The sequence below is a fragment of the Neisseria sp. 27098_8_112 genome (genome assembly GCF_041433235.1).
Classification (GTDB): domain Bacteria; phylum Pseudomonadota; class Gammaproteobacteria; order Burkholderiales; family Neisseriaceae; genus Neisseria.
The window spans coordinates 153,580-180,335 of the sequence record NZ_JAPWBB010000003.1; the positions used below are offsets into that span (position 1 = coordinate 153,580).

The 26,756-nt window shown below is 50.5% G+C and carries 28 protein-coding genes; 13 read left to right on the plus strand and 15 right to left on the minus strand.

The window, feature by feature from the left end; translation table 11 throughout:
- Positions 1-36 precede the first annotated feature (36 nt).
- Positions 37-882, minus strand: a complete 846-nt coding sequence (locus O3682_RS03435; RefSeq protein WP_371508444.1) for a 23S rRNA (adenine(2030)-N(6))-methyltransferase RlmJ — start codon at positions 880-882, stop codon at positions 37-39.
- A 125-nt stretch (positions 883-1,007) separates the two neighbouring features.
- Between O3682_RS03435 and O3682_RS03440 the strand changes: the two genes are divergently transcribed.
- Positions 1,008-1,622, plus strand: coding sequence for a riboflavin synthase (locus tag O3682_RS03440; protein ID WP_003683409.1), 615 nt, complete (start codon positions 1,008-1,010; stop codon positions 1,620-1,622).
- 16 nt (positions 1,623-1,638) lie between these two features.
- Positions 1,639-2,505, plus strand: coding sequence for an ATP-binding protein (locus O3682_RS03445; protein WP_371508445.1), 867 nt, complete (start codon positions 1,639-1,641; stop codon positions 2,503-2,505).
- Between the two features lie 65 nt (positions 2,506-2,570).
- On the opposite strand, the gene O3682_RS03450 is transcribed toward O3682_RS03445, so the two are convergent.
- Entirely contained in the window at positions 2,571-2,999 is a 429-nt protein-coding gene (locus tag O3682_RS03450) for a Spy/CpxP family protein refolding chaperone (RefSeq protein WP_049336552.1), read from the minus strand.
- A gap of 277 nt (positions 3,000-3,276) precedes the next feature.
- Here O3682_RS03450 and rpe point away from each other — a divergent pair, with 277 nt between their 5' ends.
- On the plus strand, positions 3,277-3,957 hold the full coding sequence (gene rpe, locus O3682_RS03455) for a ribulose-phosphate 3-epimerase (protein ID WP_371508447.1): 681 nt from the start codon (positions 3,277-3,279) through the stop codon (positions 3,955-3,957).
- 104 nt (positions 3,958-4,061) lie between these two features.
- Here the strand turns inward: rpe and O3682_RS03460 are convergent, their stop codons facing one another.
- Entirely contained in the window at positions 4,062-5,444 is a 1,383-nt protein-coding gene (locus O3682_RS03460; protein WP_371508449.1) for a phosphomannomutase/phosphoglucomutase, read from the minus strand.
- Positions 5,445-5,565: 121 nt separating this feature from the next.
- Positions 5,566-6,408 carry a KPN_02809 family neutral zinc metallopeptidase gene (ypfJ, locus tag O3682_RS03465; protein ID WP_371508450.1) on the minus strand — a complete coding sequence of 281 codons (843 nt, stop codon included), beginning with the start codon at positions 6,406-6,408 and terminating at the stop codon, positions 5,566-5,568.
- Positions 6,409-6,594: 186 nt separating this feature from the next.
- Here ypfJ and O3682_RS03470 point away from each other — a divergent pair, with 186 nt between their 5' ends.
- Positions 6,595-7,092, plus strand: coding sequence for a YbhB/YbcL family Raf kinase inhibitor-like protein (locus tag O3682_RS03470; RefSeq protein ID WP_219088661.1), 498 nt, complete (start codon positions 6,595-6,597; stop codon positions 7,090-7,092).
- A gap of 76 nt (positions 7,093-7,168) precedes the next feature.
- Here O3682_RS03470 and O3682_RS03475 read toward each other — a convergent pair whose 3' ends face one another.
- The 3 genes from O3682_RS03475 to O3682_RS03485 form a co-directional block, all read right to left on the minus strand.
- The gene (locus tag O3682_RS03475) at positions 7,169-7,678 is read right to left on the minus strand and encodes a peptidylprolyl isomerase (RefSeq protein WP_004519830.1); all 510 of its coding nucleotides are present in this window, start codon (positions 7,676-7,678) and stop codon (positions 7,169-7,171) included.
- A 117-nt stretch (positions 7,679-7,795) separates the two neighbouring features.
- Positions 7,796-9,211, minus strand: a complete 1,416-nt coding sequence (locus O3682_RS03480) for an SLC13 family permease (protein WP_371508452.1) — start codon at positions 9,209-9,211, stop codon at positions 7,796-7,798.
- A 264-nt stretch (positions 9,212-9,475) separates the two neighbouring features.
- Positions 9,476-10,648: a sugar transporter gene (locus O3682_RS03485; protein WP_371508454.1), complete on the minus strand. Its 1,173-nt coding sequence runs from the start codon at positions 10,646-10,648 to the stop codon at positions 9,476-9,478.
- Between the two features lie 144 nt (positions 10,649-10,792).
- Between O3682_RS03485 and O3682_RS03490 the strand changes: the two genes are divergently transcribed.
- From O3682_RS03490 to O3682_RS03515, 6 genes are all read left to right on the plus strand, one after another.
- Positions 10,793-11,002 (plus strand): heavy-metal-associated domain-containing protein, encoded by a 210-nt coding sequence (locus O3682_RS03490; protein ID WP_049344680.1) that lies wholly within the window; start codon positions 10,793-10,795, stop codon positions 11,000-11,002.
- A 149-nt stretch (positions 11,003-11,151) separates the two neighbouring features.
- Entirely contained in the window at positions 11,152-13,314 is a 2,163-nt protein-coding gene (locus O3682_RS03495; RefSeq protein WP_371508456.1) for a heavy metal translocating P-type ATPase, read from the plus strand.
- A 71-nt stretch (positions 13,315-13,385) separates the two neighbouring features.
- Positions 13,386-13,868 carry an SEL1-like repeat protein gene (locus O3682_RS03500; protein WP_371508458.1) on the plus strand — a complete coding sequence of 161 codons (483 nt, stop codon included), beginning with the start codon at positions 13,386-13,388 and terminating at the stop codon, positions 13,866-13,868.
- Positions 13,869-13,958: 90 nt separating this feature from the next.
- Positions 13,959-14,216, plus strand: a complete 258-nt coding sequence (locus O3682_RS03505) for a hypothetical protein (RefSeq protein ID WP_371508460.1) — start codon at positions 13,959-13,961, stop codon at positions 14,214-14,216.
- A gap of 122 nt (positions 14,217-14,338) precedes the next feature.
- Positions 14,339-14,905: an SGNH/GDSL hydrolase family protein gene (locus O3682_RS03510; RefSeq protein WP_371508462.1), complete on the plus strand. Its 567-nt coding sequence runs from the start codon at positions 14,339-14,341 to the stop codon at positions 14,903-14,905.
- Positions 14,906-15,024: 119 nt separating this feature from the next.
- Positions 15,025-15,273: a CsbD family protein gene (locus tag O3682_RS03515; RefSeq protein ID WP_371508464.1), complete on the plus strand. Its 249-nt coding sequence runs from the start codon at positions 15,025-15,027 to the stop codon at positions 15,271-15,273.
- Positions 15,274-15,336: 63 nt separating this feature from the next.
- Here the strand turns inward: O3682_RS03515 and trpD are convergent, their stop codons facing one another.
- Both trpD and O3682_RS03525 read right to left on the minus strand, forming a co-directional pair.
- Positions 15,337-16,365, minus strand: coding sequence for an anthranilate phosphoribosyltransferase (trpD, locus tag O3682_RS03520; protein ID WP_371508465.1), 1,029 nt, complete (start codon positions 16,363-16,365; stop codon positions 15,337-15,339).
- A gap of 87 nt (positions 16,366-16,452) precedes the next feature.
- On the minus strand, positions 16,453-17,043 hold the full coding sequence (locus O3682_RS03525; RefSeq protein WP_371508466.1) for an aminodeoxychorismate/anthranilate synthase component II: 591 nt from the start codon (positions 17,041-17,043) through the stop codon (positions 16,453-16,455).
- A 175-nt stretch (positions 17,044-17,218) separates the two neighbouring features.
- On the opposite strand from O3682_RS03525, the gene O3682_RS03530 reads away from it, so the two are divergent.
- The 3 genes from O3682_RS03530 (at position 17,219) to kdsA (ending at position 20,139) form a co-directional block, all read left to right on the plus strand.
- Positions 17,219-18,760, plus strand: a complete 1,542-nt coding sequence (locus O3682_RS03530; protein ID WP_371508468.1) for a YdgA family protein — start codon at positions 17,219-17,221, stop codon at positions 18,758-18,760.
- A gap of 78 nt (positions 18,761-18,838) precedes the next feature.
- Complete coding sequence (panD, locus tag O3682_RS03535) at positions 18,839-19,222, plus strand: aspartate 1-decarboxylase (protein WP_219088650.1); 384 nt, start codon at positions 18,839-18,841, stop codon at positions 19,220-19,222.
- Positions 19,223-19,296: 74 nt separating this feature from the next.
- Positions 19,297-20,139 carry a 3-deoxy-8-phosphooctulonate synthase gene (gene kdsA, locus O3682_RS03540; RefSeq protein WP_036472435.1) on the plus strand — a complete coding sequence of 281 codons (843 nt, stop codon included), beginning with the start codon at positions 19,297-19,299 and terminating at the stop codon, positions 20,137-20,139.
- A gap of 57 nt (positions 20,140-20,196) precedes the next feature.
- Here the strand turns inward: kdsA and mutL are convergent, their stop codons facing one another.
- The 6 genes from mutL to O3682_RS03570 all read right to left on the minus strand — a co-directional run bounded on the left by mutL (position 20,197) and on the right by O3682_RS03570 (position 26,585).
- Positions 20,197-22,173 carry a DNA mismatch repair endonuclease MutL gene (gene mutL, locus O3682_RS03545; RefSeq protein WP_371508471.1) on the minus strand — a complete coding sequence of 659 codons (1,977 nt, stop codon included), beginning with the start codon at positions 22,171-22,173 and terminating at the stop codon, positions 20,197-20,199.
- A 37-nt stretch (positions 22,174-22,210) separates the two neighbouring features.
- The gene (locus O3682_RS03550) at positions 22,211-22,693 is read right to left on the minus strand and encodes a GNAT family N-acetyltransferase (protein ID WP_371508473.1); all 483 of its coding nucleotides are present in this window, start codon (positions 22,691-22,693) and stop codon (positions 22,211-22,213) included.
- A gap of 72 nt (positions 22,694-22,765) precedes the next feature.
- Complete coding sequence (locus O3682_RS03555) at positions 22,766-23,902, minus strand: 5-(carboxyamino)imidazole ribonucleotide synthase (protein WP_371508475.1); 1,137 nt, start codon at positions 23,900-23,902, stop codon at positions 22,766-22,768.
- Between the two features lie 81 nt (positions 23,903-23,983).
- The gene (locus tag O3682_RS03560; protein WP_371508477.1) at positions 23,984-24,553 is read right to left on the minus strand and encodes an RNA 2'-phosphotransferase; all 570 of its coding nucleotides are present in this window, start codon (positions 24,551-24,553) and stop codon (positions 23,984-23,986) included.
- 43 nt (positions 24,554-24,596) lie between these two features.
- Complete coding sequence (gene trpE, locus O3682_RS03565) at positions 24,597-26,072, minus strand: anthranilate synthase component I (RefSeq protein WP_371508479.1); 1,476 nt, start codon at positions 26,070-26,072, stop codon at positions 24,597-24,599.
- Positions 26,073-26,207: 135 nt separating this feature from the next.
- Positions 26,208-26,585: a hypothetical protein gene (locus O3682_RS03570; RefSeq protein ID WP_003683408.1), complete on the minus strand. Its 378-nt coding sequence runs from the start codon at positions 26,583-26,585 to the stop codon at positions 26,208-26,210.
- Positions 26,586-26,756 lie beyond the last annotated feature (171 nt).

Below are 26,756 nucleotides of genomic sequence, written 5' to 3' on the forward strand. Positions count from 1 at the left end.
ATCGAAGCGCTTGGGTATGCGTTCAGACGACGGCGTTTATTTCGTTTTACTTTCCAATACATAATGCGCGCCTGCATCTTGCGCCAAAATTTTGGAAAGTTCGGGCAGATTGTTTTGCAACTGTTCGGCAAGCATATAGGGCGGATTGATGACGAACATGCCGCTGCCGTGCATACCGAAGCCGTCGCTGCGCGGCGTATGGACATGAAGCTCGGCGTGCTGATAATTGTCGGGAGCGATTTTTTTGAGTTCGTCCGGCAGTTTGCGGCTTTCTTCGCGGCTCAAGCAAGGATACCAAACCATGTAGCAGCCGGTTTCAAAGCGTTTCAAGGCATCTTTCAAGACTTGGCCGACGCGGCGGTAGTCTTGTTTTTCTTCGTAGGGCGGATCAATCAAGACGGCGGCGCGGCGAGGCGGAGGAGGCAAGAGTGAAATCAGGCCTTGATAACCGTCCGCTTGGCTGACCTGCACTTTACGCGCAGGGCGGACTTCGCGCATATTGTTTTGCAAATGGACAAAATCGGCAGGATGCAGCTCAAAGAGGCTCATTTTGTCGCTGTCGCGCGTGAGCGCTTGTGCCAGCCAAGGCGAGCCGCAGTAAAGGTTGTCTTGCGGCAGTATTTGTTTCAGACGGCCCACAAATTCGGCCAATTCGGCAGGCAGCTTGTCAGCTTGTTCCAAGAGCGCAATACCTTGTTTGTATTCGCTGACTTTTTGCGCCTCATCGCCGCTCAAATCATACAAACCGGCACCGCTGTGCGTATCGATATACCAATAAGGCTTGTCTTTGCGGTTGAAATATTCGAGGACAAGGAAGAGGGTAAAGTGCTTGAGCATATCGGCATGGTTGCCGGCATGGAAGGCGTGGCGGTAGCTGAGCATGATCGGGCTGCGGAAATAAAAATCCGATTATACCCCAAACCATCGCCATCACCGCTTTCAGACGGCCTTTGTGCCTGGAAAATGCTACAATATCCGCCTTATCGTACCATCGGAAAGAAGACATCATGTTTACAGGCATCGTACAAGGCATGGGCAAAATTACAGACATCGCCCAACCTTCGCCCGACTTTCGTACCCACACAGTCGAGCTGCCCCCCGAAATCGCCGACAATCTGCAAACCGGCGCCTCTGTCGCCAACAACGGCTGCTGCCTGACCATTACCCGAATTGACGGCAACAAAGTCAGCTTTGATTTGATGGACGAAACCTTACGCAAAACCAATCTCGGCAGCTTGAAAGTTGGTGACAGTGTCAATTTGGAACGCGCGGCGCGGTTTGGCGACGAAATCGGCGGTCATGTGATGAGCGGCCATGTGATGGCGGTTACCCGAATTTCCCGTATCGAATCCAGCGAGTTCAACCGTACCGTTTGGTTTGAGCTGCCGGAAAACCTCAAGCCCTACATCCTGACCAAAGGCTTTGTCGGTTTGGACGGTTGCAGCCTGACCATAGGCGAAGTCAGCGACAGCGAATTTTGCGTACACCTGATTCCTGAGACTTTGGAGCGTACCCTGTTTGGCAGCCGTAAAGAAGGCGACCTCATCAATATTGAAATCGATCCGCAAACCCAAGCCGTTGTCGATACCGTGATGCGTGTATTGGCGCAAAAGGCCGTCTGAAAAAAAGAAAGCCGAAATGAAATTATCCAATTTTTTGAAAAAAGCCAATTCCGTTTTAAACCGTCTGGATTTAATCCTGCCTGACGAAACCGGTAAAACCGACTGGCGCGCTTTGGCCTACCGTTGGCACAGCGTGGGCAAAAAAGGCATTTTGGAAAGCCTGCCACGTCCGCATACGTTTCCTTTGAGCAGATTGGCGGCAGTCGGTTCGCAAACCGACAGGCTGAAACGCAATACCGAGCAATTTTTGGCAGGCCGTCCGGCAAATAATGTCTTGATGACCGGCGCGCGCGGTACGGGGAAATCTTCCTTGGTTAAAGCGTTGTTGCACGAATACGCCGAGCGCGGCCTGCGACTGATTGAGGTGGATAAAAGCGATTTAATCAGTTTGCCGGCTTTGTTGACGCTGTTGTCCGAACGTCCCGAGAAATTTATCGTTTTCTGCGATGATTTGTCGTTTGAAACCGGCGATGAAACCTATAAAGCCTTGAAAACGGCTTTAGACGGCGGACTGTCGCAACGTTGCACCAATGTTTTGGTTTATGCCACTTCCAACCGCCGTCATTTAATTCCTGAATATATGGATGAAAACGGCGGTACTACGGGCACTCGCGGCGAAATCCATCAGAAAGAGGCTGTTGAGGAGAAAATCTCCCTTTCCGACCGCTTCGGCTTATGGCTGAGTTTTTATCCTTTCGATCAAAACGATTATTTGACTGCCGTAGCCAACTGGTTGGGCGATTTCAATGTGCCTTTTGACGATACGGCGCGCCAAGCCGCGTTGCAATGGGCGCAAATGCGCGGTAGCCGTTCAGGCCGCTCGGCATGGCAGTTTGCCTGCGATTGGGCAGGCCGGTTGCCGGAAGAAAGAGTGCTGGATTAAGGCTGAAAAAGTAAAGGCCGTCTGAATATGGTTTCAGACGGCCTTTTTGTATTTTTATTTATCCATCAGCGCAAGCATGAAGACAACCATTGCTGGCGTTGGCGCGGATTAAGCAGATGATAGAGGCGGTATTGGATTTCCATTTCATCCACCGCATAGTCCATGCTGGAGAGGTAGCGGTTTTCAACATAATCGCGGGCGGCGTTTGAGTCGAATGAGTCGCCGGAGAGGATTTTGATGATGGTTTGACGGCGGTTGCGGTCGGAGCGTACGGTTTTGCGGTAGGCTTTATCGTTGATTTGTTTGAAGTCGGTACGCAGGCGGCGCAGGGCGGCGTGTTGGTCGGCGGATAAATTGAGCTGTCGGATGTCGCAATTCGGGTGGAAGTCGTCCAAAGTGGCCAGAAACGGACCGGCATGTGCAGGCAGACTGGAACAGAGTAGGGCGAGTGCTAAGAAAATAAAAGTCGGATAGCGGGAAAGTGCAACAGACACGGTGTTTTCCTAATGTTTCATCAGGTTTGGAAATATAACCGATAAGCGTGTGAAAGGCAGTATCAATGCAGTTAACTTTTGTTAATGATGTTAGATTTTTTTGCATATGTATGTAACCTAATAATTTATTTTCAAAGCCTTACTATGTGATTATAAGTTTCATTAATGTATATGAAATGTAAATTCATAAAAATGACGGCAGAGATGTTGTCGGCAGCATACAACATAGGGTTAAAAATGCGATAATGATAAAGGAACACACTTTAGGAGAATAAACATGACCGACTACCGTATTGCCCCCAGTATTTTGTCTGCCGATTTTGCCCGTTTGGGCGAAGAGGTTGCCGAAGTTATCCGCGCTGGTGCGGATTTGATTCATTTTGACGTGATGGATAATCATTATGTGCCGAATCTGACTTTCGGCCCTATGGTTTGCGCGGCTTTGAAACCGTATGCAACCGTGCCGGTCGATGTGCATTTGATGGTTGAGCCGGTGGACGATTTGATTCATGCGTTTGCCAAAGCCGGTGCCAATATCATTACTTTTCATCCTGAAGCCAGCCGCCATGTCGACCGAAGCTTGGGTTTGATTAAAGAATACGGCTGTCAGGCTGGTTTGGTATTGAATCCTGCTACGCCGGTCAATATTCTGGAAAACGTTTTGGACAAACTGGATATGGTGTTGCTGATGTCGGTCAACCCGGGCTTTGGCGGACAAAGTTTTATTCCGAATACGCTGGTGAAAATCCGCAAAGTGCGCGAGATGTTGGACGAGTATGAACGGCAAAGCGGCCGCCATATCGCATTGGAAGTTGATGGCGGCGTGAAAACAGACAATATTGCTGAAATTGCGGCGGTAGGTGCGGATACGTTTGTTGCCGGTTCGGCGATTTTTGGCAAACCGGATTACAAAGCTGTTATCGATGAAATGCGTCAACAGTTGGCGCAAGTCGGATAACTAAGCCGGGATATTCTTGGTTTCCAAACTTTAAATAATCAATGTTTAATATTAAAGGCCGTCTGAAATGATTTTCAGACGGCCTTTTGTTTTGGCCTAAACCCTTACAGCGGCCATTTCAATGCAGGATTGCTTTCAATGACTGCTTTGAATTGGTTTTGAATGCGCTCAATCGCTTCTTGCGTATCCGCTTCAAAACGCAATACCAAAATCGGCGTGGTATTGGAAGCACGCATCAGGCCGAAGCCGTCAGGGAATTCAACACGCAAGCCGTCGATGGTAATGATTTCGGTCGCACCTTCAAACTTGGCATTGGCAGCCAGCTCTTCAATCACTTTGTGGCCGTTGCTGCCTTCCTGCAGGTCGATGTTGAGTTCCGGAGTGGAAATGCTTTGCGGCAGCTTGTTCAACACTTCGGACGGATTGTCGAAGGCAGACAGGATTTCCAAGAGGCGTGCACCGGCATACATGCCGTCGTCGAAGCCGAACCAGCGTTCTTTAAAGAAAACGTGGCCACTCATTTCACCGGCAACCAGTGCGCCGGTTTTTTTCATGGTGGATTTGATGAAGCTGTGGCCGGTTTTTTCCATCACAGGTTCGCCGCCGTGTTCTTTAATCCAAGGCGCGAGCAGACGGGTAGATTTGACGTCGAAAATCACTTTGGCTTTAGGATTGCGGCTCAACACGTCTTGCGCGAAAAGCATCAGTTGGCGGTCTGGATAGATGATGTTGCCGTCTTTGGTGACCACGCCCAAGCGGTCGGCATCGCCGTCAAATGCCAAGCCGATTTCGGCATCGCTGTTTTTAAGCTCGACGATGAGGTCTTGCAGGTTTTTCGGTTTGGAAGGATCAGGGTGGTGATTAGGGAAATTGCCGTCCACTTCGCAGAAAAGTTCGGTAACTTCATTGCCCAAACCTTTGTAGAGTTTGCCTGCAAATGCGCCGCCGACACCGTTGCCCGCGTCGATGGCGATTTTCATCGGGCGTTTGAGCTTGATGTGGCCGACGATGTTGTTGTGGTATTCGCCGGAGATGTCTTTTTCGGTTACGCTGCCTTGTTTGTCGGCAGCAACAAAACCATCTTTTTCAACAATAGCTAAAAGTTCTTGAATGGCTTCGCCTGCGAGCGTGTCGCCGCCGAGCATCATTTTGAAACCGTTGTAATCGGGCGGATTGTGGCTGCCGGTAATCATTACGCCGCTGCCGCCGCATTCGTTGATGGCTGCGAAGTAGAGCATAGGGGTGGCAACCATGCCGACATTGAGGACGTCGATGCCGCTGTCTGTAAAACCGCGTTGAATTTGTGCCATCAGACCGGGACCGCTCAAACGGCCGTCGCGACCGAGTGCGATGCGGGTAATGCCTTTTTCGGAGGCTTTGGTAGCAATAGCTTTACCGATTAAGTAGGCAGCTTCGTCGGTCAGGGTTTTACCGACGATGCCCCGGATGTCGTAGGCTTTGAAAATGTCGCGGGCGATATTTGCCATGTGGATTTCCTTTGAATTTAAGGGAAAATAATAGGCGTTATTTTAACACGGCTAAAAGGCCGTCTGAAGAATTCAGACGGCCTTTTGTCGTTACATCAAAGAACAGTGTTGTTTGGACGAATCAATTGTTGAAAGTGTTGCACTGGTTGATGTCGCCGCTTTCCAAACCGCGCTTGAGCCAAGTCATGCGTTCTTCGGACGAGCCATGGGTAAAGCTGTCGGGAACGACATAGCCCTGAGCCTGTTTCTGCAAGCGGTCGTCACCGACGGATTCGGCGGCAAGCATCGCTTTTTGAATGTCTTCTGTTTTGAAGATATTGTTGTTGATGGCGTAGTGTCCCCAAATACCAGCGAAACAGTCGGCCTGCAATTCGAGTTTGACGGAAAGGGCATTGGCCTCTTTTTTGCTGACTTTCTGTTGCATTTTGTGGACTTTAGGCAGAATGCCGAGCAGGTTTTGAACGTGATGGCCGACTTCATGGGCAATAACGTAGGCAAACGCGGCATCGCTGGCGGATTCGAGCTTGGTGCGCATGTCTTCGTAGAAACTCAAATCCAAATAAACTTTTTGGTCGCCCGGACAGTAAAACGGGCCCATGGCAGATTGGCCCGTACCGCAGGCGGTGGACGTACTGCCTTCATACAACACCATGGTTGTCGGTGTGTAGTGTTGGCCGTGTTGCTGGAAATATTTACTCCATGCTTTTTCGGTATCAGCAAGGACGACACGGGACAGTTCTTTCAACTCGGCTTCTTGTTGGCTGTCGAGTCGGGAAGCTTGCTGGGTAGGAATGCCCATCGAAGATGAGCCGCCAACCAAACCGCTCAAATCCACGCCGTAATATGCGCCGATCAAAACCACGATAATGCCGAGTATGCCCGGCGTTTTACCGCCACCGCCGCCGCCACGGCTTCCGCGGCGATCTTCGACGTTTTGGCTTTGTTCACGGCCTTTCCAATCCATAATGCGTATCCTGTGTAGTTTTCATGCGGCGGATTATACTATGGAATGCCAAATGTGTTTGATCGAATTGTGAATATTGCTTGAGGCCGTCTGAAAATGCGACATCGGGAAAGTGAAAACGGCAGTATCTTTCAGACAGCCTTGGTGTTTGTTAGAATGAGCCAACCTACTATTGGGAGATATAAGATGAAAGTCAGCAGTAAGGCTATTGTCAACGGCGAATTTGAAGACAAATACGGCAAGCGCGGCAGCCAGTTCAGCCCGAGCGGTATGCCTACTTATTCGATTCCTTTTGAGATCGAAGATGCGCCGGAAGGAACAAAATCGTTTGCCGTGGTGTTGGAAGACAAAGATGCCATTTCAGCATCGGGCTTCGTATGGACGCATTGGTTGATTTCGGATTTGAAACGTACTTCCGTGGCAGAAAATGAAAGTATTTCTGCAACAGATTTCACACAGGGCGCGAACACTTGGGCGAGTGCGTTGGGTAAATTTGAAATTGAAGAGGCTTCTTTTTACGGCGGTATGGCACCACCGAACAACCGCCATCGTTATGAACTGATTGTGTACGCGCTGGATACTGTTTTGGATTTACCGCGCGGTTTCCGCTTTAATGAGCTGCATTTTGCCATGCAGGGTCATGTCTTGGATTCGGCATGCGTGGTCGGTACTTATGATGTGTGACGGTATGCATCATTATTGAAAAACAGCCTGTCCGTTTTTAATTCGGACAGGCTGTTTTTATGGGAAATCAAATCAATTAAACCACTTCGGCTTTAGTGATGATGACAGGTTCGCTCGGTACGTCGTCGTGGTAGCCGTGACGTTTGGTAGAAACGCCTTCGATGGCATCGACAACGTCAAAACCGTCAACGACTTTACCGAATACGGCATAGCCCCAGTCTTGAACGACGGTTTTGCCGTACAACTCTTTAGAACGGAAGTTCAAGAAAGCGTTGTCGGCAGTGTTGATGAAGAATTGCGCGCTGGCAGAATGAGGATCGGAAGTACGCGCCATGGCGATGGTGTATTTTTCGTTAGGTAAACCGTTGGACGCTTCGTTTTGAATCGGATCGCGGGTTTCTTTTTCGTTCATGTTTTCATCCATGCCGCCGCCTTGAATCATAAAGCCTTTGATAACGCGGTGGAAGATTACGCCGTCGTAGAAGCCGTCTTTAACGTATTGCTCGAAGTTTTTAGCAGTAACGGGGGCTTTGTCGAAATCGAGTTCGATTTTGATGTCGCCTTTGTTGGTATGCAGGATAATCATGGGTTTCCTTTCGTTAGAATCCGGTTTTAATTATTTGTTAAATTGTGTCTGAACGACAAACTTCAAGGCCGTCTGAAAAATATTCTTTCAGACGGCCTTGTTGTTTAGGTCGATGGTTTACATCAGTACAGCATAAGCCCACAGAGCAACCAATACTACGCAGAGGATGTTCAGCAATAAGCCGACATTCATCATTTCGCGTTGCTTGATTAAGCCTGTACCGAACACAATCGCGTTAGGCGGTGTGGCAACCGGCAACATGAAGGCACAAGATGCGCCGACACCGATGACGAATACCAAGACTTGTTCGGGCAGACCCATTTGCGCGGCGATGCTGGCGAAAATAGGCACAAGAAGGGCGGCGGAAGCCGTGTTACTGGTGAACTCGGTCAGGAAGATGATGAAGGTGGCAACCACGAAAATCACCAGCAATGCAGGAGAATGGGAGAATGTGGAAGCAACTTGCTGACCCAGTGCTTCAGATGCACCGGAAGATTGCAGCAACGCGCTCAAGCTGATACCGCCACCGAAGAGCATCAATACACCCCAGTCTGTATTGCGGGCAACCTCTTTCCATTGCGCCACGCCGAATACGACGACGGCAACGGCGGCAATCAGGGCAATAACGGTATCAGGGTTGGAAATACCGAATGCGGCTTTGATTTTGGAGCTGAATACCCAAGCGATGGCGGCGGCCAAGAAAATCAACAGCGCGATAACGCGGTGCAAAGTCCAAGGGATAGATTCGGCTTTAACTTCCACGCGCTCGTTCAAATTAGGTTTGAGGATGACGTACATGGAGAAGAGCATCAGCGGCAGAATCAACAGCATCATCGGCAGGCCGAGCTTCATCCAGCCGACGAAGTCCAAGTTCAGCGCTTTGGCGGCAATCATGTTCGGCGGAGAACCGACCACGGTGCCCAAGCCGCCGATACTGGCGCAGTAGGCGATACCGAGCAGGACGAAAACGTAGGTTTTGCGTTCTTTTTCTTGATCGAGGTGGCTCATCATACCCATTGCCAAAGGCAGCATCATGGCGGCGGTTGCGGTGTTGCTGATCCACATAGACAGGAAGGCGGTAACGGCAAACAGCATCAACACGGCCACTTTCATATTGCCGCGCGACAGGCGCAACAGGCTGACGGCGATTTTACGGTCGAGACGCTGCATGTGCAGTGCGGTAGCAAGTGCGAAGCCGCCGAAGAAGATGTAAATCGTCGGGTCGGAGAAACCTGCCATCGCTTTTTTGATGTCCATATCCGGGAAACCGAGTACGACAGCGAGAATCGGCACCATCAATGCGGTTACCGTAATGTGGACGGCTTCGGTAAACCAAAGCGCGGCAACGAAAATCAACAACGCGATACCTTTGTTAGCATCGGGGCTGTAGGGAAGGATGTAATAAATGCCGAAGCAGACAACAGCAGAGATAATGGTCGTCAGCAGTCCTTTAAAGTCGGTAATCGGCTTCTGTGCACTGAGAAGCTCGACGTTCTCAGGATGCTGAGTCTTATCCTTGGCGTTTAAGTCCATGATGTATTCCTCTGAAACATGATTGGTTTTTCTTTTCAGCCGTACGTTCAGACGGCCTAATAGGCGACAGTATATTTGTAATTTGATGTAGTGTAAACAAATTGTAAATTGTTTTTTAGAAATGAAATGAAAGCCGGATAAGCAGCAAGAAAACTGCTTATCCGGCGGAATGAAGGCCCATCGTGAGTTAATAAGAATTAGGACAAATCGGTAAACTGCCAACATTACGGCCGGGTCAGTAATACCATCCTGATTTATATGGATTTAAACGTTTTGCGTCAGATTGTCTTGTTCCTTAAACAACAAACCGCAAACGGCCAGACCTGCCGCTGCCAGCAAGGCTCCGGCAATGCCGATATTGGAAAGGCCGAACCAAGTGGTCACATAATGCCCCAAAAGCGCACCGCCGCCGATACCGACGTTGTACAAACCTGAATAAATCGAGTTGGCCACATCAGTTGCATCCGAGGCAAATGCCAAGACTTTCGACACCATGCCCAAGCTGACAATGACGATGGCCACGCCCCAAATAAACACCAGCGCGTACACCGCATACGGGAAAGAGGCAAACGGCAGAAGCAGCAGGGCAGAGAGCAGGATGACTGCCACTGCGCCGAGCATAAACAAACGTTGCGATTTGGCAAACCATTTGCCAAACAGATAAGAAGCGGCAAAGCCTGCCAAACCGTACAGGCTCAAAACGATGGTAACTTGTTCAGCCTTAAATCCGCCAACTTGCAACACAAAAGGCTCGATATAGCTGTATGCCGTGAAATGTGCCGTAATAATCAACACCGTCATGGCATAAAGCAGCATCAGATTGCGGCGTTTGAACAGACTCGGCAGGCTGCTTAAAGAGCCGGTATTTTGGCTGGGTAAAGCAGGCAGGTTTTTGGCCAACACCAGCATTACGCCGGCAGCGCAGACACCGATCAGCAGGAAGCTGAGCTGCCAGCCGAAGTATTGCCCGACCACGCGCCCCAGCGGAATACCCAAAACCATCGCTAAAACCGTACCCGTACTGAGCAAGCCCAAAGCCTGATTGGTTTTTCCGGTGGGCGCAAGCCGTACCGCCAAAGAAGCAGTAATCGACCAAAAGACCGCATGTGTCAGCGCAATCCCGATACGGCTGACTAAAAGGATGTTGAAGTTCCAAGAAAAAAACGACAGCGCGTGAAACAGCGCAAACAGTGCAAACAGCATCAGCAATAATTTGCGCCGTTCGATGTTTTTCGTCATCAGCATCAGCGGCAGCGATAGGAGCGCAACAATCCACGCATACACCGTAATCATCATGCCCACTTCCGTTGCCGGTTTGCCAAAGCTCTGACCGATGTCGCTCAAAAGCGCAATCGGAATGTATTCGGTGGTATTGAAAATAAACGCACCCACCGCCAGCGCGCATACACTAACCCATTGTTTGAATGTTGAAGTCATTATTATGTCCGTTTGATGAAGCAAAGGGTGTTATTGTACGCCTATCTGCATTTTTCAGACGGCCTTAATGAAGAATTTGCAAGCTGTTTGTGTAAGGAGTAAAGTATTTGGCAACCATATTTGTTGGAATGAAAGGAAATACAAATGCAAACTGTTACCCTCAACATCGACGGCATGACCTGCGGCGGCTGCGTGAAAAGCGTAACCCGTCTTTTGGAAGGCGTAGAAGGCGTGGAAAAAGCAGAAGTCAGCCTGGAAAATAAAAATGCAGTGATTACTTTTGATGAAAGCAAGACAGATGCCGACGCGCTGATTGATGCCGTAGAAGACGGCGGCTACGACGTGGCTTTGTAACCGATAAGCGTATTTTGAATAAAGGCCGTCTGAAACGCTTCAGACGGCCTTTGTCTCTTGATAACTTACTTTTTGCCATTATGTCGTTTTCGTTTGATAATACATAAACACGAAAAACACCCGCCAAACAATCAATAGGAGGCTTTGCCGTGCAACAAAAAGTCCGTTTCCAAATCGAAGGCATGACCTGTCAGGCCTGCGCTTCGCGTATTGAAAAAGTGTTGAACAAAAAAGATTTTGTCGAATCGGCGGGGGTGAACTTCGCCAGCGAGGAGGCGCAGGTTACGTTTGACGACAGCAAAACTTCCGCAGCCGACATTGCCAAAATCATTGAGAAAACCGGTTACGGCGCAAAGGAAAAAACGGAAGATACATTGCCGCACGCCGAAGCAGAACACCATATCGGCTGGAGGCTGTGGCTTTTACTGGTCATCAACATCCCGTTCCTTATCGGCATGGCAGGGATGATGATCGGGCGGCACGATTGGATGATTCCGCCTGTATGGCAATTTGTGCTGGCAAGCGTGGTGCAGCTTTGGCTGGCGGTGCCGTTTTACAAAAGCGCGTGGGCAAGCATTAAGGGCGGGTTGGCGAACATGGACGTGCTGGTTACCATTGGCACGGTATCGATTTACCTGTATTCCGTTTATATGCTGTTTTTCAGCCCGCACGCGGCGCACGGCATGGCACACGTGTATTTTGAAGTAGGCGTGATGGTGATCGGTTTTGTGTCGCTGGGCAAATTTTTGGAACACCGCACCAAAAAATCTAGCCTCAACAGCTTGGGCTTGCTGCTCAAACTCACGCCGACCCAAGTCAACGTGCAACGCGATGGTGAATGGAAACAACTGCCCATCGACCAAGTGCAAATCGGCGACCTTATCCGCGCCAACCACGGCGAACGCATTGCCGCCGACGGCATCATCGAGAGCGGCAGCGGTTGGGCGGACGAGAGCCATCTTACCGGCGAATCCAACCCCGAAGAGAAAAAGGTGGGCGGCAAAGTGTTGGCAGGTGCGCTGATGACCGAAGGCAGCGTGGTATACCGCGCTACGCAGCTCGGCAGCCAAACCCTGCTCGGCGACATGATGAATGCGCTCTCTGAAGCACAAGGCAGTAAAGCACCGATTGCGCGCGTAGCCGATAAAGCGGCGGCGGTGTTTGTGCCTGCCGTCGTGGGCATCGCGCTTCTGACTTTTATCGCCACTTGGCTGGTGAAAGGCGATTGGACGGTTGCGTTGATGCACGCCGTTGCCGTTTTGGTGATTGCTTGTCCGTGCGCGCTCGGTCTGGCGACGCCCGCCGCGATTATGGTCGGCATGGGCAAAGCAGTGAAACACGGTATTTGGTTTAAAGATGCGGCGGCAATGGAAGAAGCCGCTCACGTCGATGCCGTCGTGTTGGACAAAACCGGCACGCTGACCGAAGGCAGGCCGCAGGTTGCCGCCGTTTATTGCGTTCCCGACAGCGGCTTTGACGAAGACGCTTTGTACCGCATCGCCGCCGCCGTCGAACAAAACGCCGCTCATCCGCTCGCCCGAGCCATCGTCTCCGCCGCCCAAGCGCGCGGTTTGGATATTCCTACCGCACAAAACGCGCAAACCGTTGTCGGCGCAGGTATTACCGCCGAAGTGGAAGGCGTGGGTTTGGTGAAAGCAGGCAAAGCCGAATTTGCCGAACTGACCTTGCCGAAGTTTTCAGACGGCGTTTGGGACATTGCAAGCATTGTTGTAGTCTCAGTCGATAACAAACCTATCGGTGCATTCGCACTTGCAGACGCGTTGAAAGCCGATACCGCCGAAGCCGTAGGCCGTCTGAAAAAACACAATATCGATGTCTATATTATGAGCGGCGACAACCAAGGCACGGTCGAATATGTTGCCAAACAACTGGGCATCGCACACGCCTTCGGTAATATGAGTCCGCGCGATAAAGCCGCCGAAGTGCAGAAACTCAAAGCCGCCGGCAAAACCGTGGCGATGGTCGGCGACGGCATCAACGACGCGCCCGCGCTCGCTGCCGCCAACGTCAGCTTTGCGATGAAAGGCGGTGCGGATGTTGCCGAACACACCGCATCTGCGACGTTGATGCAGCATTCGGTCAACCAACTCGCCGATGCCCTGTTGGTATCGCAGGCGACGTTGAAAAACATCAAGCAAAACCTGTTTTTCGCCTTCTTCTACAACATATTAGGCATCCCGCTCGCCGCGCTCGGCTTTTTAAACCCCGTCATCGCAGGCGCGGCAATGGCGGCAAGCTCGGTTTCAGTATTGAGTAATGCCTTGCGCCTGAAACGGGTGAATATTGAGTGATAATATAAAGGCCGTCTGAAGACTGTTTTTTCAGATGGCCTGTCATCAAGTATTTTTGAAGGAATAATCAGATGAAAACACTTCGTTTATTGTTTGGCTTGGCATTGGTTGTTACTGGGTTTAGCGTGCAGGCTGGGGATTACAGCGAGAAGCAGCACGATAAGCTGATACGAGAATGCAATCGGAACAATCTGGAAAGTTGTGTCACTGCGGCCATTTGGACGCGTGATTATCTTGAAGCGCCTGCTCATGCTTATCCGTTTCTGAAAAAAGCCTGCGATGGCGGCAATATGCGCGGCTGCAATGTTTTGGGTAATCTGTATCTCAATCCGTCCAGCGGTTTAGGCATGGATTATGCCGCTGCGATCAAGCTCTACGAGCGAGCCTGTAAAGGCGGTTATGAAAATGCCTGTACCAATCTTGAAGAAACTAAAGCAGAGATGGCGCAAGGCAATACACCAGACCGAGACAGTCGTTTAAATCAATTAAGCCAATCTTGTGCTTTGGAAAATGAAGCCGCTTGTCAGGCATTGATGCTGGAAATGCAACGTTGAGCGTCACGCTGAGGCCGCCTGAAGACTGTTTTTTCAGACGGCCTTTAATCCATATTTTCTGATTTTGAGGCCCAAGCGGGAGTATGTTGTATGGACATGATGTTGTTAACCAATATTGTATTGATTGTTTTATGTATTTTTACCATGTTGCTGGTGTGGTCGCGCAACTGGAAACGCAAGCAGGCGTATTTTGAGAAAATCAAAAGCAATCCGGAAAACCTCAAATGGGTTGGGCAAAATCTGACTGGTCAGGAATGGAAGGATTTGAAAGCCGTGAGCGACCGTTTTGGGCTGCCCATGTTGCAGGCCAAGCAATTAATTGATTTTTATAAAAACAGTCAGCGTTAATTGATGATTTAACGATAGAACTTGACTGAAGTTAAGGCCGTCTGAAATAGCACTCTTATAATAATATAAGTGATATTTCAGACGGCCTTACTGTTGGTTCAAATAAAGGGAGGAGAACAAAAATGACCGTTTACTTAATCGGCGATTCCGTTCGGCTTGCTTCGGAGCCTTACACGCGCGCCGCTTTGCCTGAGGTGGATATTGTTTCTCCATCGGAAAACTGCCGTTCGTCGCATGATGTGTTAGAGCATATCGGGCAATGGACAGAGGGCGCGACTGTGGGAGACATTATCCACATCAACTGCGGTTTGCACGACATCCGCCACAATCAAGGCTGTAACGGGCCGGGGGCCGATATAGAAACCTACCGCAATAACCTGACCCAAATTTTCGATTGTCTGAAACAGACAGGTGCAAAAATTATTTGGGCGTGCAGTACGCCGTTTTTGGAAAGCGTACACAATATCGTCAAACCCTCGCGCCGCTATCTGGCTGATTTGAAGGCCTATAACCGTGTGGCGGAGGATTTGGCAAAGCAATATGGCTTTGCCATCAATGATTTATACAGTCTGATGTTTGAGCAGGACTTGACTGATGTGATGCTGTGTGACGGGCTTCATTTCAATGAGTTCGGCAGTAAGATGATAGGCGAGGCAGTAGCCGAAGCGATATTGAAACAGATGGATTAACCTGACTTAACTCGTTTTGTCATGTTTTGGCTTTCAGACGGCCTTTAAAGTTGAAACGAAGCCCCCGACATAAGGTAATGCAGCACTAATCTTATCAACATTAATCCAGGAGTATAACCATGAGCGGCGAATTAGATAAAATCAGCGGTAAAGTAAAAGAAGTGGCTGGCGAAGTATCCAGCAATGCTAAACTTGAAGCTGGGGGCTTGGTTCAACAAGGCGTTGGCAAAGTAAAAGAAGTGGTCGGCGATATTGAAGAAAAAGCAGGCGATGTTTTGCAAAAAGGCAAAGAAGAAGCCGAGCATTTGGTTGATGAAGCCAAAGAAAAAGCTGAAAGCTTGATTAATGATATTAAAAGCAAATTTTAATATTTAAAGAATAAAAGGCCGTTTGAAAGATTTTCAGACGGCCTTTGTTTATGGTTTTAAAGTTTAGACAAACTGTTTGCCAAATTCGATAAATTCGTCTTTTTGGGCTTTGGCTTTGCCGGAGTCGATGGCTTCTTGAGCGGCTTTGACACCATCTGCCAGCGAAGCAACCACATTTCCTGCATAGAGCGCGGCGGCGGCATTGAGGACGACGATATCGCGTGCGGCACCGGCTTTGCCGTCCAACACTTCGTTCATTTTTTGCAGGGATTCTTGCGCATTTTCGACTTTGATTTCGTCCAAATTGCGGCGGACCTCCATGCCGAAATCGGCTGGGCTGATGTCGTATTCGGTAATTTTGCCGTCTTTCAGTTCGGCAACGCGGGTTTTGCCGGTCAGCGTGATTTCATCCAAACCGCCTTCGCCGCACACGACCAAAACATGTTTGGAGCCAAGCTGTTGCAATACGCGGGAAAGAATGCCGCACAAGTCGATGTGGAACACGCCCAAGAGTTGGTTTGCCGCGCCGGCAGGATTGGTCAGCGGGCCCAAGATATTGAAGATGCTACGGAAACCGAGCGAACGGCGGACTGGGGCAACATAGCGCATGGCGCTGTGATGGTGGGGCGCGAACATAAAGCCGATGCCGGTTTGCTGAATGCTTTGGGCGACCTGTTCGGGGTTGAGGTTGAGGTTGGCGCCCATTTGTTCCATGACATCGGCAGCGCCGCTGGATGAAGAAACAGAGCGTCCGCCATGTTTGGCGACTTTCGCGCCTGCCGCAGCCGCGACAAACATGGAAGTCGTGGAAATATTGAAGGTTTTGGCACCGTCGCCGCCTGTGCCGACAATATCGACCAAGTCATCGGCGTTTTCCAGCGGCACTTTGGTGGCAAATTCGCGCATCACGCTGGCTGCGGCGGTAATCTCGGAAACGGTTTCAACTTTAATCCGCAGGCCGGTCAGGATGGCGGCGATTTGCTCGGGCGGAACTTGGCCGCTCATGATTTGGCGCATGAGGTCGGTCATTTCATCGTAGAAAAGTTCGTTGTTGCTGATGAGGCGTTCAATCGCTTGTTGAGGGGTAATCATGATTTTCCTTTGTTCGTGTCCGGTGTGATTCAGGCCGTCTGAAAATGCGGTTTGAACACTGTCAAACACCTTTCAGACGGCCTTTCATTAAGATTTTTGCGGGCGATAGTTTTTAAATTCTTCCAAGAAGTTTTTCAGCATATCGTGGCCGTGTTCGGTCAGCAGGGCTTCGGGGTGGAACTGTACGCCTTCGACGGCATATTCTTTATGGCGTACGCCCATGATTTCGCCGTCTTCCGTCCATGCGGTAATTTCGAGGCAGTCGGGTAGGGTGGCGCGGTCGATGGCGAGGCTGTGGTAGCGCGTGCAGTTGACCGGATTGGGCAGGCCTTTAAACATGCCTGTGCCGTGATGGAAAACGGGAGAGACTTTGCCGTGCATCATCGTTTGCGCGCGCACGACATTGCCGCCGAATGCTTCGCCCATGGTTTGATGGCCGAGGCACACGCCCATGACGGGCAGCCTGCCGGCAAAGTGCTGCATGGCCGCAACAGAAATGCCTGCCTCTTTAGGGGAGCAAGGGCCGGGGCCGATGACCAGATATTGCGGTTTCAGGGCTTCGATTTCTTCGATGGTGATTTCATCGTTGCAGCTTACCAAAACTTCCTGCCCCAATTCGGCAAAGTATTGGACGATGTTGTAGGTGAAGCTGTCGTAGTTATCAATGAATAAAAGCATTTGCAAACCTTTAATGACATTTCGGCAGACAGGGTAAGGTCTGCCAAAATTGTAAAAATCGTTTATGTTTGCATAATATCACAATCTTTACCTAAAGGCCGTCTGAAACGGCGGATAAGACAAAACAGCTAAAAAATGCTATGCTTTACGCTTTGAACCTAATCTGTTTGAAGTGATGAAAAAGTATCTTATCCCGACTGCCGCCGTTGTTGTCGCCGCTGCGCTCGGCACGCCTTATTATCTTGGTGTCAAAGCGGAAGAAAGCCTGACCGAGCAACAAAAGCTGTTGCAGGAATCCGGTTTCCTGACCGTTGAGTCCCACCAATACGATCGCGGTTGGTTTAGTTCAACCGAGACGACCGTCATCCGCCTCAAACCGACCCTGTTTCAAAATACGCAAAAATACCTGCCGGACAACTTGAAAACCGTCCTACAAGAGCCGATTACGGTCATCAATCATGTGACACACGGCCCATTCGCAGGCGGCTTCGGTACGCGTGCGCACGTGGAAACCGAGTTTCAATACCATCCGGAAACCAAAAAAGTTTTGGACCGCTTCTTCGGCCAGCAAACGCCGTTGACCATGACCAATACGGTTTACCTTTCCGGCGACGGCAAACTTAGCCTCAATATCCCTGCCTTCGACTATGAAGAGCTCTCCGGTATCAAGCTCAACTGGAAAGGCTTTAGCGGCAATACCGATTACAGCCAAGGCTTCAAAAGCTATCGCCACGATTACCTTGCGCCGTCTTTACAAGTCAAATTGGCCGACAAAGGCGATGTGTCTTTGGAAAACCTGCGCTTCCAATCCGAAACGGAAGACGGCCTGACCTTGCTTGCTTTGGGCAAGAGCAGCATTACGCTGGATAAATTCCTGTTGCAATGGAAAGAAAACATCGATTACAACGTTAAGTTGAACGAATTGGTCAACCTTGTGACCAACCTGCAAATCGGTGCATTCATCAATCCGACCGGCACAATTGCTCCGTCTAAAATCGAAGTCAGCAAACTGCGTTTTGATACCCAAACCGGCGAAGTCGATAAATTCATCAACAGCGAAGGCCGCTTCCAATTTGAAAGTCTGACTTATGGCGAAGACAAATACGGCCCTCTGGATATCAACGTCGCTGCCGAGCATTTGGATGCGGCATCACTTTTGGCATTGAAAAATAAAATTGCCGAAGTGTCCGTGAAGAAAATGAGTGAAGAAGAAATTCAGGCTTCCTTGATTCAGACGGCCAAAAACGAGGCTTCAGGCCTGTTTACCAACAATCCGGTTTTAAACGTCAAAACCTTCAAATTCACTATGCCTCATGGCGATGTCGATGTCAGAGGCAAACTCGCGTTTAAAGGTTTGGCAGCCAAAGACCTCAACAATTTGGGCGATATGCTGAAGAAAACCGAAGCTGACTTCAACATGAGCGTACCGAAAAAATTGTTGGAGCAGCTCGCCGTCAACCAAGCAAGCAGCCTGTTTAGCGTCAATGCCGAAGATGAAGCTGCAGGCCGCGCCAGCATCGACGATATCAACGAGACCTTGCGTCTGATGGTAGACAGCACCATTAAAAGCATGGCAAGCGAGAAATATCTGACCTTAGAAGACGATAATGTCAAAACCCATCTGACTCTGCAAAACAGCGAGTTGAAATTAAACGGAAAAGTCCTTCAAAGCGACCCGGAACCCGAGTTTGACGAAGCAGACTTTCCCAATAACTAATCCTCAATCACACAAACAGCGGTTTTAACTTCTCAGAAGTTAAAACCGCAAATCAACCCACAATCAAAAAGGAAACCCATGTTCCGTACCATGCTCGGCGGCAAAATCCACCGTGCCACCGTTACTGAAGCCGACCTCAACTACGTCGGCAGCATTACCGTTGACCAAGACCTGCTGGATGCGGCAGGTATTTGCGTTAACGAAAAAGTCGCCATCGTCAACAATAACAACGGCGAACGCCTTGAAACCTACACCATCCCCGGCGAACGCGGCAGCGGTGTCGTTTGCCTCAATGGCGCGGCCGCGCGTTTGGTTCAAAAAGGCGACATCGTAATTATCATGTCTTATGTCATGTTGTCCGAACCCGAAATTGCAGTGCATGAGCCGAAAGTCGTCCTCGTCGATGAGAACAATAAAATCCGCGACGTGATTTCTTATGAGCCGCCGCACACCGTGTTGTAATATTCAAACAAAGGCCGTCTGAAACGTTTCAGACGGCCTGTTTCCCAAATTCAACTTATCTGAAAGGCTTTGCCGTGAATATCCAAATCAACAACATCACCGTCAGCAACGATGCGCCCTTTACCCTTTTCGGCGGCATCAATGTCCTTGAAGACCTCGACTCTACGCTGAAAGCCTGTGAGCAATACGTTAAAGTAACCGATAAACTCGGCATTCCTTACGTGTTTAAAGCCTCTTTCGACAAGGCAAACCGCTCTTCCATCCACTCTTTCCGCGGTGTGGGTCTGGACGAAGGCATGAAGATTTTTCAAGCGGTAAAACGCGAGTTTAACGTTCCCGTGATTACCGACGTTCACGAGCCTTACCAATGCCAACCGGTTGCCGAAGTCTGCGATGTCATTCAGCTGCCGGCCTTCTTGGCGCGCCAAACCGATTTGGTGGTGGCAATGGCAAAAACCGGCAATGTCATCAACATCAAAAAACCGCAATTCCTCAGCCCGTCTCAAATGAAAAACATCGTCGAGAAATTCCAAGAAGCAGGCAATGAGCAAATCATTTTGTGCGAACGCGGCGCAAACTTCGGCTACGACAACTTGGTGGTCGATATGCTCGGCTTTGGCGTGATGAAAAAAACGTGTAACAACCTGCCCGTTATTTTTGACGTCACCCATTCCCTGCAAACACGCGAATCCGGTGCCGCCGCATCAGGCGGACGTCGCGCCCAAGTATTGGACTTGGCGCTTGCCGGTATGGCCACCCGATTGGCCGGTTTGTTCCTCGAATCCCATGCCAATCCCGACCAAGCCAAATGCGATGGCCCAAGCGCATTGCCGCTTGCCCAATTGGAAGACTTCCTGACCCGTGTTAAAGCAATCGATGAAACCGTGAAATCGTTTGCGCCTATGGATATTCGTTAAAGGTTAATAAGTTAAAAGGCCGTCTGAAAGTATTTTCAGACGGCCTTTTTATCGGCGTTACTGTCCGCGTAAAAACAACGCATCCAATTCTTTTAAAGTCAGTTTGACCCAAGTCGGACGACCATGGTTGCACTGGTTGCTGCGCGGCGTGTTTTCCATATCGCGCAGGAGCGCATTCATTTCCGGCAGGGTAAGCTGGCGGCCGGCGCGGACGGAGCCGTGGCAGGACATGGTGGCAAGGATGTGGTTTTCGTGTTCTTCGATGGTTTGGCTGCTGCCGACTTGGGCGAGTTCGCCCAAAACATCTTTGGCCAGCGAAACAACGTCGGCTTTACCGAGCATAGCGGGAACTGCACGGACGGCAAGGGTATTGCCGCCCATGTCGGACAATTCCAAGCCAAAGCCTGCCAGCGTTTCGGCATGGTCGGCAAGGGCGGCGCATTCTTCGTGAGACGCGGCAAAGGTTACGGGAATAAGCAGGCGCTGGCTTTGCAGGTTGCCGTTTTCCTGACGTTGGCGTTTCATTTTCTCGTAGTTGACGCGTTCGGCGGCAGCGTGCATATCGATGAGCAACAGGCTGTCTTCGGCTTGGGCAAGGATGTAGATGCCAAGTAATTGAGCAATGGCAAAACCGAGCGGAGGCAGTTCGGATTGGGAGGGAAGGCCGTCTGAAAGCGGCGTATCTGTTTTGGGAGTAGGCGTTTCAGACGGCATATTGCCGAAACGTGCCTGCTCGAATTGGCTCAACTCAAGGTCGATGTCGTCAGTTTTTTTGTAAAGCTCGGCGTAAGTATTCATGGCCGCGCGGCTTTCGCGCAGAGACAGGCTGCGTTGTTGCGGCGTACGCGCGGCTTGGTAAGGCATGGGCGCGGTTTTGCCTGATGAACCAAAGGCATTGCGTGTATCAGGTTTGTTGCCTGTCGGGTAGTTGGATGCGCTATCAAACAGATTTTCGCTGTCGTTTTCAGACGGCATTGGTGTGGAGACAACGCCGGTAATGTCATGCAACACTTCGCCTGCGTTGCTGACGCTTTCGGTCAAGTTGGCACGCGTGTCAGCAAGGGCTTTGTTGAGCGTGTGGAACACAAGTTGGTGCACTTGCTGGCTGTCGCGGAAGCGGATTTCGGTTTTGGTCGGGTGGACGTTGACATCCACGGCTTCGGGCGGCAGGTCGATGAAGAGGACGAAAGCAGGCGTCAGCGCGTTGTGCAATACGTCTCGGTATGCCTGCTTGACGGCATGGAGCATGACTTTGTCACGGACAAAACGATGGTTGACGAAGCAGTATTGTTTGTCGGTTTTGCCTTTGGTAAAAGTCGGCTTGGCAATCGCGCCATAGAGCCGCAATGCGCCATTGCCGCTGTCAATTTCCAATGAGGCCGTCTGAAAATCATCGCCGACAATGGCGGCAATACGTTCATGCAGGCTTTGTGCAGGAAGTTTGAATACTTGTTTGCCGTCGCGTTTGAGTGAGAAGGCAATGTGCGGATGCGCCAGTGCGAGGCGTTCGAGCATGGTGGCGCAGTGGGCGTATTCGGTGTTTTCGGATTTGAGGAACTTGCGTCGCGCCGGGGTATTGAAGAAGAGTTCGGCGGCTTCGATGGTGGTGCCGACGGGGTGGGCGGCGGCGGTGGGGCTGCTGAGTTTGCCGTCTTCTGCTTTGACTTGAGTCGCGTGCGAACTGTCTTCTTGACGGCTGGTTAGGGTTAGGCGGCTGACGGAGGCAATACTGGCCAAGCCTTCGCCGCGAAAGCCCATGCTGGCAACGTGTTCTAAATCGTTTAAGGTTTTGATTTTGCTGGTGGCGTGGCGGTGGAGCGCAAGCTCGATGTCATCCGGATGGATACCGCTGCCGTTGTCGCTGACGCGAATCAGGCGGATGCCGCCGCCCGCCAGCTCAACATCAATCGCCGTCGCACCTGCATCAATACTGTTTTCAACGATTTCTTTCAGAGCGTTGGCAGGGCGTTCGACCACTTCGCCGGCGGCGATTTGGTTGACAAGATGGTCGGGCAGGGCGGCAATTCGGGACATCGGTTTCTTTCAAAAAAGCAACGGCGGAAGGGGAATATTACAGGTATTTGCGCATCAATTCGCATTTGACGCGGACGGTTTTGTTCAGCTGCAACACGGCAGTACCGAGCGACTCGTAGCGGTTGAGGCGATAGAAAGGCACGGAATTGAGCGAGGCATACAGTTTGAGAAAGCTGAGGCCTGCATTTCGTGCCATTTCTTCGGCGCGGCTGAGCAGGGCCGTGCCCAAGCCGAGATTGTGGAAGAGCGGATGGACGTATAAGGCGTCCAGTTGCGCTTCTTTGAAATCGACTTGGAAGAAGCCTTGAATCAGCCCTTTGTATTCGACCACCCACAAGGCTTTGTTTTTATCGGAGATGGTTTCCAAATAGCTGTTGATGTCGAGCAGACTTTCCCATGTGTGCATAATGGTTTCATCGTAACTGCGGATGCAGGCGTATTGAACAGCATGCAGATGGGCGTTGTGTATGGCTTGGCAGTCTTTTTCGGTTGCCGGACGGAGGATGGTCAGAAGGCTCATGGCAGATGGTTGGAAAAATTGATTTCAGACGGCTTTTGGCAATCAAAGGCCGTCTGAAAAAAGTGGGTAAGGTTACAGGCTTTGATGTAAGGTTTGTGCGGTTTGGAACGCATTGTCGGCATCATTGGCTAAGACGGTAAAGTGGCCCATTTTTCGGCCTTTGCGCGCGGCTTTTTTACCGTAAAGATGCAGATGTGCATTCGGGTTGCTTTGCAACGGCAGCCATTCTGGTTCGCCGCCGTCTTCCTTCCAAACGTCGCCTAAAATATTCGCCATACAGCAAGAAGTCAGCAATTTGGTATCAGCCGGAGGTAGGTTGCACATCAGGCGGACCTGTTGCTGGAATTGGTCTGCCGCGCAGGCATCGATGGTATGGTGGCCGGAATTGTGCGGACGTGGCGCGATTTCGTTGACGACCAATTCATGCGTGTCGCCGACAACAAACATTTCTACTGCCAATACGCCGACGTAGTTCAATTCATCGGCCAAACGCTGCGCCATTTGTCGCGCCTGTTGCTGAATGTCGGCACTCAGCCGGGCTGGGACGATGGAGTAGGCGAGGATACCGTTTTCGTGAATGTTTTCGGCAGGGTCGAAAGTTTGTACGTTGTCATTGTTCAGACGGCATACGATGACGGAAATCTCGCCGCGCAAGTCCACCATTTTTTCCAAAACGCAATCCACGCCGCCGTGTTCGGCAAACGCGGCTTTGAGTTCATCCAATGTTTTTACACGGATTTGGCCTTTGCCGTCATAGCCCAATGTAGCGGTTTTCAGGATGCCGGGCAGAAATTGTACGCTTTCTTCAGTGATGTCTTCGGCTCTGCAAACTGCTTGATACGGCGCGGTTTGCAGGCCTGCTTTGCATATCCATGCCTTTTCCTGAATACGGTTTTGCGCGATGGCAACGCAGTCGCCGCTGGGGGAAACATTGGTATGTTTGGCGAGAAAACGCATCGCGTCGGCATTGACGTTTTCAAACTCAGTCGTAACCGCCGCGCATTTTGCCAATTCTTCCAAAGCTGCTTCATCATCAAACGGCGCGCACAAATGGCAGTCGGCAAATTCCGCTGCCGGCGCATTCGGGTCGGGATCGAGTACAGTTACTTTGTAGCCCATGGTTTTGGCAGCAACAGTAAACATTTTGCCTAATTGTCCGCCGCCAAGAATGCCGAGCATAGCAGGAGGGAGGATGGGAGATGTGTTCATGGATAATCGCTTTATGAAGAAATTGGGTAGGGTTTGCAGGCCGTCTGAACATGGTTTTACGGCTTCAGACGGCCTGATGTTTTAAAGTTTGCCGATAAATTGCGGCGGAACGTTTTCAGTTAACCATACGCCATTGTCCGCCAAATAAAATTGATGTCCTGCCGCAAGCATGGCGACAGTGTCAATGGTCAATACAACCGGCTTGCCGTGTCGGGAGCCGACGTTGACGGCTGTTGCGGCATCGGCAGACAGATGGACAAAATGGCGTGAGGCAGAATGCAGGCCTTGTTCCAATATAGATGGAACAGAGCGTTCAGCCGTACCGTGATACAAAATTTGAGGAGGTGTCGCCACTTTGTGTTCAATCTGAACTTGTGCCGTCGAATGACCTTGCGCAGCGCGGATGCGTTTGCCGTCATCAGAAAGGGTAAACCGTTTTTTATCGTTGTTTTCGACCACTTCCAACAATACTTCATAGGTCAGCGGATTGCCCGTAAAGCCGCGCTCGGGATGATTTACCTGCGTCAGCAGGGTATCAATATCCACCCAGCCGTCTTTATCCAAAGTAATACCGATTTGCTCGGGATGATGGCGCAAGATGAAGCTGAGGAATTTGCTGATGGATTTTAGTTGTTTTTCGTTTAGTATCATAATCTTGTTGTTCAGTCATTTCAGAGCGCAGGCCGTCTGAAGATTATTTATCCAACCCTTCTTGCACCATTTGCGCGGCGCGTATTACCGCTCGGGCTTTGTTCTGCGTTTCCTGCCATTCGGATGTTGGGTCGGAGTCGGCAACTACGCCTGCGCCGCTTTGGACGAAGAGGGTATTGTTTTTAATCACGGCAGTACGGATGGCGATGGCCAAGTCCATGTCGTTGTTGAAACTCCATACGCCGACTGCGCCGCCGTAGATGCCGCGTTTGCTCGGCTCGACTTCTTCGATGATCTCCATGGCGCGGACTTTGGGTGCGCCGGAAAGTGTGCCTGCCGGGAAGGTAGCGGCGAGGATGTCCATGTTGGTCATGCCGTCTTTCAGACGGCCTTCGACGTTGGAGACGATGTGCATCACATGAGAGTATTTTTCAATCACCATTTTGTCGGTGACTTTGACTTCTCCGGTTTTACTGATACGGCCAACGTCGTTGCGTCCTAAGTCAATCAACATGACATGTTCGGCAATTTCTTTGGCATCGCTCAGCAGGTCTTGTTCGTTGGCAAGGTCTTCGGCTGGTGTTTTGCCGCGCAGGCGTGTACCGGCGATAGGGCGGACGATGACATCGTCGCGTTCGCGGCGGACGAGGATTTCGGGCGAAGAGCCGACAATATGGAAATCGCCGAAATCGTAGTAGAACATATATGGCGATGGGTTCAGCGTACGCAAGGCGCGGTAGAGAGCAAGCGGATTGTCGGTAAATTCCATGCTCATGCGTTGGCTGGGAACAACCTGCATGCAGTCGCCTGCAAAGATGTAGTCTTTGATTTTGTTGACGCAGGCTTTGAAAGGTTCTTCTCCGAATTCGCTGACTGCTTGCGTTTGCTTGCTGCCGAGGGAAAGCGGGATGGCACAACTTTGGCGTAACTGGGTACGGATGTCTTCAAGACGTTCGCGTGCGCGTTCGTAGCCGTTGGCTTGAGACGGATCGGCATAAACAATCAGGTAGATTTTGCCGCTTAGATTATCCACTACCGCAAGCTCTTGTGAGAGCATCAGGAGGATGTCGGGCGTACCGAGGGGATCGGCTTTGGCGGTATGTTTCAGGCGGTGGGCAAAATGTTCGAAATTGTAGATGGTTTCATAACCGAAGTAGCCGACTAGGCCGCCGGTAAAGCGCGGCAGGCTTGGGATTTCGGGCGTTTTGAAGCGGTTGTGGAAGGCTTCGATAAAGGGCAGGAGATTGCCGTCGTATTGTTCGACGATTTCGCCGTTTTGATACACATCGACATGTTTGCCGCTGGTTTTGAGATAGTGGCTGCAAGGCAGGCCGATGAAGGAATAGCGGCCGAAGCGTTCGCCACCGACAACGGATTCGAGCAGGTAGGTGAAAGGCTTGTTGGCAAGTTTGAGGTAGATTGAGAGCGGTGTGTCCAAGTCGGCAAGCAGCTCTTGAACGAGTGGAATGCGGTTGTAACCTTGTGCGGCTTGGGCTTGGTATTCTTGTTTGCTGATCATCTTGATAAGTCTTTCAGACGGCCTGTTTTAGGGTGTTAAATCGTGTGAAGAGTATAGCATTTTATTGGAATTGTTGACAGTCTGAGCGTTATGTCAGATATGGAAAACGCCGTCTGAAAAAGACGGCGCGAGGTATCAGGCAAGGGTATTGGAGATTTTGTTTTTCCGGCTTCGCTTCCACTTGAAAATATAAGCGGCAACAACTGGAATCAGGGCGATAATGGATTTGAATGTCCAGCCTGAATACCATGTGCCTTCGGGAACATCGCTTGCAAGCCAAGTGAAGTACGGCCACCAGCAGGCAACTAGGCTGCCGAGGAACAGCGGCCAAATATGACGGCTTAAGTTGCGTTGCCATAAAAGGAAACAGATGGCTGCCCAAACGAAAGTCAGTACGGTAATCAGGAGAATGGTGTAGGCATCTGAAATCAGGATGGCGGCAAAGTAGTAGCTGAGTCCGACCCATAATAGGGCAAGTATCAAGACGATGATTTCTTCAGGGCGTTTAAACATATTTTCTCTCTTTTGTAAGACTGGCAATGCGTTAATACTATACCCTAAACAAGAAGCGATGATAAGAGTCTGAGACCTTTGCAAAATTCCTTTCCTTCCAACAGCCGAAACCTAAACACAGGTTTTCGGCTGTTTTCGTCTCCAATCACTCCTGATTCTACTCAAATACCC